This is a genomic window from Lishizhenia sp., assembly GCF_033720595.1.
In the GTDB taxonomy this organism is placed as follows: Bacteria; Bacteroidota; Bacteroidia; order Flavobacteriales_D; family Crocinitomicaceae; genus Lishizhenia.
Window position 1 is genome coordinate 1 of record NZ_JAWWCF010000127.1, and the last position, 8759, is coordinate 8759.

An 8759-nucleotide genomic window follows, 5' to 3' on the forward strand; every position below is an offset into this window, starting at 1 on the left:
AGTTAGCTCCTGAAGAAATCCACTCAAGACTTGCGTCTGAGGTTGATGCAGAATTCACAAAAAAGTCTGTTACTGGAGAACACTGTGCTGTAGCAGTAAGTGGACCAATCGCTGTTGATGTATCACTTAAAGATACACAGTTTTGATATACGTAAAAATCGTACGTGTTACCTGCTGTTAATCCTGTAACAGTAGATGGCGCACCTGTATTATTCACGTAAGTACCTGTTCCTGGTGTAAATCCAGATGGACCATATTCTACAATGTAGTTTGATCCTGACCCTGCCCAATCTAAGGTAACAGAAGAAGCCGTTGCTCCTAATACAGATCCGTTAGAAGGTGCAAAACAAAACGTTGACCCATCAAAAACCTCTACATCATCTAACAAGAAGTCATTGTAATACGCATACGTTGTATTGGTTGGTTCACCTCTAAATCTAAATTTAATAAGGCTTGTGTTGTAGATATATGGAGTAAAATCATAGTAATACTCTGTCCAAGCACCACCATTTTCTCCTTGCTCTAAAGCAACCGTTACCCAAGAACTACCATTCCAAGCCTCTACAAAAAGCTCATTGTACGTTCCCATTAAATTTAAATACGAAGTATTAGATACGTGACTGATGTGCCAAAATCTTAGTGCTGGTGCACCCATACCCGTAACATCAATTTCTGGAGATTCTAAACAAGTTCCTGCATCTGGAACAGAAAAATCTATCCATGCAAAATCTGAACTTGATATACCTCCAGTGTGATCTTGTGTTCCTGAAACATCGTATCCAGGATTACCGTTAAATACCCAACCACTTCCCGTTGTTTGGTATGTTGACCAACATGTAGGTGCGGAATTTGACGTAAAGTTTTCAATAAATGGTGCAGCAAGTGGTGTACACTGCGCACTCACCCCGAAAGCTGCGAGGAGCATTGCGGAGACCATTAGTAATTTCTTTTTCATTTTTAAAAGTTTATTCATTCGCTCTATAAACGATATACAGTATAATTGGGTTGGAAATATTTCACACATTTTCAAATATTTGTTAATGCATGACCCGCGCTTCAAATTCTAGTTCGTTTCTTCAATATTCCTATCTTTGAAAATCTGAAAAAAAACAACGATGAATTTATCATTAGAAAATAAAACTGCCGTAGTTTGTGGTAGTACTCAAGGAATTGGATTAGCAAGTGCAAAAGAATTAGCTCTATTAGGTGCTAATTGTGTTTTAGTAGCGAGAAACGAAGACAAGTTACAAGCTGCCGTTGCAGAGTTAAGCAACAACGGAAAACAAAATCACAGTTACCTAGTAGCTGATTTTTCTCAACCCGAACAATTAAAATCAATTATTGGTGGATGGGCAAAAGACAACCAAGCCCATATATTAATTAACAATACTGGAGGACCAAAAGGAGGACCAATCCATGCAGCAGAAATCTCTGAATTCACCAATACCTTCCAACAACATTTAGTTTGTAACCATATCATGGTTCAAGCCCTAATGGATGGTATGAAAGCTGCTGGATACGGTAGAATTGTAAACATTATTAGTACAAGTGTTAAACAACCATTAGATGGTTTAGGAGTTAGTAACACTATTCGTGGAGCGGTTGCCAACTGGAGTAAAACATTGGCCAATGAATTGGGTCAATTTAACATCACTGTTAACAATGTATTACCCGGAGCAACGAATACAGTTCGTTTAAGTTCAATCATTGAGAACAAAGCTGATAAAACTGGTGGAAATGTTGAGGACATTAAGCAAGGGATGGCGAATCAAAGTCCAATGAAAAGAATTGCTGAACCAGAAGAAGTTGCCAATGCAGTTGCCTTCTTATGTTCACCTGCCGCGAGTTACATCAATGGAATTAACGTTCCAGTAGACGGAGGAAGAACTAAATCATTATAGGTTAACACCAAAAACAAAAAAGGAGACGAAATCGTCTCCTTTTTTTATTTCAATACGTTGACATGGCCAACGATAATATCTTCATCATTATTGATGGATTTATATTTCACTTTATAAATGTACGTACCATCCTTCACAATTCTACCTTGCGGGTTTGTTCCATCCCATTGGAAATTCACATCTTGAGAACTAAAAATTAATTCACCCCATCTATTAAAGATTCCTATTTCAAACTCCACCACATTCACCGCACTCACTTCGAAGACATTGTTATGCCTATCATTATCTGGGGTAAAGGTATTGGGTATGTATAAATAAAACTCTGGTAGAATTACAATCGGTTTAGAAATTGAATCTATACACCCCTTATCATCCTCTCCAATCAGTTGCACAATGTATGTACCTGGTTCATCATAAGTATTGTTCGGATGGACCATATTAGAAGTATTGCCATCACCAAAGTCCCAAGAATAATAAACCGAATTCAGGGAAAGGTTTTGGAAAGTAATCGGTAAATCTTGATATACTGTTCCTGAGCTAATGGTAAAATCAACTGTTGGTTTAACAACAACGACTTGTACATACTCTGAAACCGTGAAGGTTCCACAATCATCGTAAACCTGAACCTCATAGGTCGTCGTACTCAATGGATTTACCGTAACCGTTGTTGAACTATCATTCAAATCTGGCCAATAGAAATAGTAATTTCCAAAACCACCCGTTGCAGAGGCCGTAAGTGTAACAGATTCTCCCGGACATATTTGCGGTGGATCTGTAATTGAAACTTCTAACGGGGGACTTAAAACGGTAAAGTCAATGGTATCACTAATTACGTTCCCACATTGATCTGTTACAACAATCGCATATACTGTGCTGGTATCTGGAGCGATATTTAACGAATCTGCTGTACTCACATATCCATCCTCACTACTCCACCATGAATATTGATAAAAACCAGCTCCTCCTGAGGCATTACTATAGAGTGTATAAGGTACGTAAGGACATTGTTCAATAATATCCCCTGTCGCATTCAGCTCCAATGGCGGATATAAGGGTACGGTAACCTCAACGGTTGTTTGCGCTGTTTGATCTAAACAATCATCTGTTACTGCCACTGAATAGGTTGTGGTAGATGTTGGACTCACAACGATGGACTGGGTAGTGTCTCCTGTATTCCAGAGGTAGGTATAACTCCCTCCTCCGCCTGAAGCTGTTGCCGTTAATTGAACCAGTTCTCCTGGACAAATGACGGTTTGATCTGCCACTTCCACTTCAACATTCTCCAAATCATTGATAAATATCTCAAAAGTTTGGGCATTATTATTCCCACAAGCGTCGGATATAAAAAAGTCTAGAATAATATTTTCTTGGCCTTCAGCAATACCATCCGCTAAGGCTGTAAAAGTAAATGTTTGCGTGACCTGGCCCGGTGTAAAATTAATTGCATTCGGAATATTCGTGTAGTCTACACCTTCTGTAGCTGTACCCGAAGGAACTATAGTAATCGTTTCTGCTTGGTCTACACGGTAACCATGTCTTGTAATTTCAAAAGTTGCATCCACACAACCTTCTGCCATGATGTTCGATGCCCCAAATGCTAAACTAGACAAACTATAATCAATCGTTACAGGTGATTCAGAACTCAATGAGTTCGCTTCCAAGAAAATACCGGAGTCATACAACCCATCACCGACATCGGCAATGGCTATAATTAGGTGATAGGTTTCTCCACATTCTACCGCACTAATTGCTTGTAAAGGCGTTGTAAAACCATCGTATTGAACGTAGTAATTATTTGAATTTTCAGGAAAGGTACTTCCGTTACCATTATTTACATAATAAGCACAGTTCATACAGTTCCCATTATTATTGAAACCGTTATTTACATTGTTGATCGCTACAGGATCATTGGTCCCTGGTATAAGTGCCATATTTTTTTCTCCCCCAGGGATACCCGGACCAGAGATGAAGAAGGCAAAGACATCATTGAATTCAGAATTTACGAATTCAGGATACTCCTCAGAGGCGAAAACATAATTAAACTTTACGGTATCACTAAAAGGGATGAAATCAAATTCTAGAATCGTGGCATCAAAAGTTGAACTTCCGTTAACGAGTGCATCTAATTTTGTAAAACCTCCACCGTTCAAACTTACCCCAGCACTTGCTTGATTATTTGGCCCGTGTGGTCCGGCAGGATTATTGGCTATAGTACCTGTGGTAAGAATTACCCCTTCATCCAAACCAATATTGGTGTTTGCCCCGTTGAAATAACCTATAGAACCAGGAGACCCAACGTAGTTTACGTTGGAGATTTGAACCCCTGTTCCGAGCAACACATTTTGCACCAAATTATTCGGCGTGTTATTGCTGGTAACCAACTGACCGAAGGCCGTTTGACTAAGGATTAATAATATTAAGATTAGACTTCTCACTAGTTCTTATAAAAATAACGAAAAAAAGACAATAAAGTTGTTTTAAACTAAACAATAAGTAAGCCAAAATTTTATAAAATCTACCTCTCCAATTTTAATTTGACAACTAAGGATGTTATATTCACCGAAAGCCTTCTATTTTTGTTAAAATGAAAGAGAAAACGAGTTTTTGGAAAAAGTTAACACGCACGACTAAAATCGCTGGGTACAATACAGAAACCTTTCAGGAAAAATGGGGCTTCAAATTGAACCGCATACAGATGTTGAGTTTGATGATTTTACTTACACTCATCATTGCAGGAATCGTTCTCTCTCTACTCATCTTCACTCCTCTTGGCTACCTCATGCCAGAAGGATATTCGAATCCAAACAAGGAGAAATATGAAAAAGCCTTGGAAGAAACCAAGCGCTTAGAACACGAAATTGAAACGCGAGATCTATACTTGGAAAACCTTAAAAAAGTGATTTTAGGTGATATATCAGTAGACTCTGTGTACTACAGTAAACCCGAAGAAATCAATCTAGAAAACATAGAATTAGATACAGCGCGCTCTCAAAATGAGTTAAAATTAGCCGCAGAAATTAACAAGTCTATCGAAGAAGGAAATGTAAATCAAACGACAACCATTGATGTGGGCGACTTACTTTTCATGGATCCTGTAAAGGGAGTGATTAGTCAAGGATTCAATAACGGAAATCATCCAGGTGTTGACATTAGTGTTTCGGAGGGTAGTAATGTTAAAGCTTGTTTAGATGGAATTGTCATTTCAAGTTTATACTCAGAAGAAGACGGGTATTCCATCATTATTGCTCATGAAAATGGATACACAACGATTTACAAACACAATCAAGAAAATTTAAAACACGCTGGAGATAAAATCAAAAAGGGAGATATAATTGCTTTGTCTGGAAATACAGGAGAACATACTACAGGACCTCATCTTCACTTCGAAATTTGGCAAAATTCTGAACCAATCAATCCTTTAGGACTCATGTCCTTCAAGTAAATAGCTTAAGGCAGTAGGCTTTTCAATAAAATCAATTATTTTTGCGGCGTTAAAATCCAGTTATGAAAAAAGACGTTCAAAATATTGTAAAAGCTATGAACCAGAGATTTGTAGCACACCCATGGCACGGAATTACTATCGGAGAAGATACGCCAAAGAAGATCAATGCATTTATCGAAATCATTCCTTCTGATGCTATCAAGTACGAAGTAGACAAAGATTCTGGGTACATTATGGTTGACAGACCACAGAAGTTTTCTAACCACATGCCATGCATGTACGGATTTGTTCCACAAACTTACTGTGATACTAAAGTTGCTGAATACGCAAACGAAAAAACAGGAAGAACGAACATCGTAGGTGATGAGGATCCATTAGATATCTGTGTGCTTTCTGAAAGAGAAGTTAACCGTGGAAACATCTTGGCAGAAGCTATTCCTGTTGGAGGATTTAGAATGATAGATGGTGGTGAGGCAGATGATAAAATTATCGCTGTATTGAAAGGTGACCAAGCTTACGGAAACATTCAAGACATCACTGAGATTCCAGAAATGGTTTTAAACAGAGTAAAACACTTCTTCTTAACGTACAAAGATTTAGAAGGTACTGCTAAAGAAGTTGAAATTACGCATGTTTACGGTAAAGAAGAAGCATACGAAGTAATCAAGAGAAGTAACGAAGATTACATCAACAAATTCGGTAATGCAGACGAAAACTTAGTAAATGCTTTGTTAGAAGCAATGAAGGTTAACGCTTAATTACAGATTACAACATTATAATAAAAACCTCGTTCTAATTTTAGAGCGAGGTTTTTTCTTTTTCAGAACTTCCTTACTTTGGCAACTCAACTCAGTTTATAACTATGCGCAGTTTACTTCTCTTATTACTTCTTCCTCTCTTTGGATTTGGACAAATTAAGTTCAGTCAAACAAAATTTGACTTGGGCGAAATTAATGTAAACACACCGCGATATATAGACTGCAGGGTGGAGAATAAAGGAAAATCAGCCCACTATATTTTATCCGTTAAAACACCTCCAGAAGTAACCTACATACACCAAGGGTCATTACTACAACCCGCCGACGGTATCACTTTGCGCATACAAGCAAATCCGAAAACAAAAGGTAGGTTCGCTTACACCATTTTAGTATATACCAGCGATAAGCAAACCCCTACGGAAATCGTTATTAAGGGGAATGTGAAATCCTTGCCTAGAAAATTAGATAACAACTTTACGCGCTGTCCGGCTTTTGGCGTAAAAACACCCCAAACGATAGCAGAAGAAACGAGTTTTCAACTTACCGTTTTGGTAAGAGACTCCATCACACAAGAACCTCTTGCTAAGAGTGAGTTGGTATTGTTGCAACGCGGAAAACCCGTAGTGGAGGATAGAACGGACAAAAATGGAGAACATACAAGTAAAGTACCCTTAGGTTACACCTATTTTTACGCTGCTCATCCTGGTTATTACACCAAAGAGAAGGGTGCTTACATCAACTTCCAGCGCAATTATATAATTATAGATTTAGTAAAAGCACCAACGTCAATCCCCGAGCCTCTTCCAGAAGAAATAGCTGAAGAAACTGTAGTAGTTGAGGAAGAAATCGAAGAAGTAGAGGCCCCACTAGAAACGGAAGAAGAGGAAATTGAAATCGTTCTCGAAGAAGAGCCTCAAGAAGAAACGGTAGTAATCGTTATTGAAGAAGAGCCTAAACCGACAGAAGAAGAGTTAGTAGAAAGCCCTGCCGAACCTGAGGTTGTGGAAGAAGAAGTAACTCCTATCCCAACCGAAGAAACTCCACAAATTGTTGAGTTAAAAGATTTGGATTCGAACAACTTCTCTGAAGAATATTTCTTGCCGACCAATGTCGTTTTTGTAATTGATGTGAGTTCTTCGATGCGCTCGCACGAAAAACTGGAATTGATGAAGTATTCCCTTTATCAACTTACAGACATGTTGCGTCCAACCGATAAAATTGCCTTGGTTAGTTACTCCTCTGATGTGGAAGTATTGATGAGTGCTACCTCGGGTATGTACAAGGACTCTATTAAAGCCATGGTAGAAAGCATGGAAGCCTCTGGATATACTTCCGGTGGTGAAGCCATTAAAATTGGGTACAAAGAAGCCTTAAAAAGCTATATACCGGATGGAAACAACCAAGTGATTATAATTACAGATGGTGCATTCAACAGAAATTCTAACGATTACAAGCGTACGATTAGAAGATATAAGCGCAAAAATATTCACTTAAGCGTGGTAGGTATTAAGAATTCTCCGAGAGCAAAAGCCGAAATGGAAAAGGCAAGTACGATTGGTCAAGGTACCTTTATCCCAATCAACAATTTGAGTGATGCCCGTCACAATTTGGTGCAGGCTATACGAAGGTTGAGTTATAGATATTAGTTTGATGGTTTGAGGAATTTGTCTCTCGGTTCTACTCGAGAACCTGTTATCGTAGGTTCTCCTTGATTTGTGGGATTTAAAAATTTAAGCATCAACCTGCGATTGATTATTTAAATATATAAAGACATAAACTCTTAGCACTCTCTGTGAAAAGCTTTGTGCGCTCCGTGGTTTAAACCACATCAATCACAATTTGTTAGAATCTTCGACAAACTTCAATCCCCTATACTTGCTTGAACGAAAGGTTCTCGAGCGGAGTCGAGAGATGAATTGTTGAATCCTTAATTCTTTGAATTATTGATTCTTTAAACTCCACCTCAACTAAATTCTCAAACTCAACACTTCCTTTCTAAAATCTAAAAGTCTAACGGTCTCAAAGGCTCCGTTCCACTTTAGAAACTCTCCAAATTCGTTAAAGATTTTACAACATGCATACTCAGTATTTTTTAATGTTTATTTTTGTTGGTGAAGAAACATGGAAACAACACGTAAAATAGCGGTTATTGGAGGTGGTAGTTGGGCTACTGCATTGGTTAAAATATTGGTAACTAACTTACCTAAAGTAGGTTGGTGGATGCGTAACGAAGATGCTGTAGAACACATCAAGAAATACAAGAAAAACCCACGCTATTTACAGTCTGTAGAATTTGACACAGATAAGATAGATGTTACCACAGATATTGTACGTGTTATTGAAGAAGCGGAGATATTAATCATTGCTACACCTTCTGCCTTTTTAAATGATTTGTTCGAACCTATCGATAAGTCAATTTTTAAAGGAAAGTATGTTTTTTCTGCCGTGAAAGGTATCGTTCCAGAATACAATGCTATTCCTGCGCGCTTCATCCACAAAACTTTTGATATTCCTTACGATGATATCGGTATTATTTGTGGACCTTGTCACGCCGAAGAAGTAGCCCTAGAGCGTTTATCTTACCTTACTTTAGCTTGTTCTAACGAAGAATTGGCCGAAGAAATGGCCGAAATCATGGCTTCGCGTTTTATCAAAACA

The 8759-nt window shown here is 38.2% G+C and carries 7 protein-coding genes; 5 read left to right on the top strand and 2 right to left on the bottom strand.

Annotation, left to right across the window (positions count from 1 at the left end; genetic code table 11):
• The coding region (locus tag R3333_RS09730; RefSeq protein WP_318958601.1) for a fibronectin type III domain-containing protein at window positions 1-955 on the bottom strand (955 nt) is incomplete at its 3' end.
• Window positions 956-1115: 160 nt separating this feature from the next.
• Here R3333_RS09730 and R3333_RS09735 point away from each other — a divergent pair.
• Window positions 1116-1901: an SDR family oxidoreductase gene (locus R3333_RS09735; RefSeq protein WP_318958602.1), complete on the top strand. Its 786-nt coding sequence runs from the start codon at window positions 1116-1118 to the stop codon at window positions 1899-1901.
• Window positions 1902-1945: 44 nt separating this feature from the next.
• Here the strand turns inward: R3333_RS09735 and R3333_RS09740 are convergent, their stop codons facing one another.
• Window positions 1946-4336 carry a choice-of-anchor L domain-containing protein gene (locus tag R3333_RS09740; RefSeq protein ID WP_318958603.1) on the bottom strand — a complete coding sequence of 797 codons (2391 nt, stop codon included), beginning with the start codon at window positions 4334-4336 and terminating at the stop codon, window positions 1946-1948.
• Between the two features lie 149 nt (window positions 4337-4485).
• On the opposite strand from R3333_RS09740, the gene R3333_RS09745 reads away from it, so the two are divergent.
• The 4 genes from R3333_RS09745 to R3333_RS09760 all read left to right on the top strand — a co-directional run.
• Entirely contained in the window at window positions 4486-5343 is an 858-nt protein-coding gene (locus R3333_RS09745) for a M23 family metallopeptidase (protein ID WP_318958604.1), read from the top strand.
• A gap of 95 nt (window positions 5344-5438) precedes the next feature.
• The gene (locus R3333_RS09750) at window positions 5439-6101 is read left to right on the top strand and encodes an inorganic pyrophosphatase (RefSeq protein ID WP_318958607.1); all 663 of its coding nucleotides are present in this window, start codon (window positions 5439-5441) and stop codon (window positions 6099-6101) included.
• A gap of 104 nt (window positions 6102-6205) precedes the next feature.
• Complete coding sequence (locus R3333_RS09755; RefSeq protein WP_318958605.1) at window positions 6206-7747, top strand: VWA domain-containing protein; 1542 nt, start codon at window positions 6206-6208, stop codon at window positions 7745-7747.
• Window positions 7748-8222: 475 nt separating this feature from the next.
• On the top strand, window positions 8223-8759 hold a 537-nt coding region (locus R3333_RS09760; RefSeq protein WP_318958606.1), incomplete at its 3' end, for an NAD(P)-binding domain-containing protein.